A 1,071-nucleotide genomic window follows, 5' to 3' on the forward strand; every position below is an offset into this window, starting at 1 on the left:
CTGCACGGCTCCTGGAACCGGCAGCCGAAGGTCGGTTACCGCGTGGTCTTCGTGCCGTTTGCCGATGGCAGGCCGTCGGGCCCGCCCGAGCCAGTGCTCGAAGGCTTCGTCAACGAACGCGGCGACGCGCAGGGCCGGCCGGTCGGCGTAGCGGTGGATGCGCGCGGCGGCGTGCTCGTCGCCGACGACGTCGGCAACGCGGTCTGGCGCGTGGCGGCGGCGGGCGATCGCTGAAGCGCACCGCGCGGCAGTCCGGCGCGCGACAATGCGCCTCCTGCCCGGAGGCCCACGCCATGTCCACCCCGAGTCCGTCGATCGTGCTGCGCCCGGCCGTCCGCGAAGACGTCCCGCTGATCCTCGAATTGATCCAGGGACTGGCCGAGTACGAGCGCCTCGCCCACGAGGCGGTCGCCACCGCCGCCGACATGGAGGCCGCGCTGTTCGGTCCCCGTCCCGCTGCCGAGGTGGTGATCGCCGAGTGCGACGGCCAGCCGGCCGGCTTCGCCCTGTTCTTCGTCTCCTTCTCCACTTTCCTCGGCAAGCCCGGGCTGTACCTGGAAGACCTGTTCGTGCGCCCGGAACTGCGTGGCCGCGGCATCGGCCTGCAGCTGATGACCCACCTGGCACGGCTGGCGCTGGACCGCGGCTACGGCCGCTTCGAGTGGTCGGTGCTGGACTGGAACACGCCGGCGATCGACTTCTACCGCAGCCTCGGCGCCACGCCGATGGACGGCTGGACCGTGCAGCGGGTCAGCGGCGAGGCGCTGTCCGCGCTGGCCGGCCGCGCGGTGTAGCCTCGCGCTCACGCGACGGCCACGTCTGCCGCGCCACGCTGGCGCCGACCGAGGCCCGATCCACGCGATGAAGCCAATCTCGCCCGCCAGGCTGCGCCGGCATCTCGACCGGCTGCAGCAGAGCCTGCCGGCGGCGCTGCTCAGGCGCTTCGTCGAGGCCGACCTGATGACCCAGGCCGCCTCGCTGTCGTTCTACACGCTGCTGTCGCTGGCGCCGCTGCTGGTGCTGCTGCCGGTCTATAACGAGGCCCCCGGCCCGGTCTTCGCCCGCTTGGCC

At 72.6% G+C, this 1,071-nt stretch carries 2 protein-coding genes and 1 pseudogene; all 3 read left to right on the plus strand.

Going from position 1 to position 1,071, the window contains the following annotated elements; genetic code table 11:
* A pseudogene (locus J7528_RS23455) lies at nt 1-234 on the plus strand (sorbosone dehydrogenase family protein); the annotation flags it as partial.
* Between the two features lie 59 nt (nt 235-293).
* Nucleotides 294-794, plus strand: coding sequence for a GNAT family N-acetyltransferase (locus J7528_RS23460; RefSeq protein ID WP_291879679.1), 501 nt, complete (start codon nt 294-296; stop codon nt 792-794).
* Nucleotides 795-861: 67 nt separating this feature from the next.
* Nucleotides 862-1,071, plus strand: a 210-nt coding sequence (locus J7528_RS23465) for a hypothetical protein (protein ID WP_291879681.1), incomplete at its 3' end; no start/stop codon positions are given.

It is taken from the genome of Caulobacter sp. (assembly GCF_017744445.1).
Taxonomy (GTDB): Bacteria; Pseudomonadota; Alphaproteobacteria; order Caulobacterales; family Caulobacteraceae; genus Caulobacter.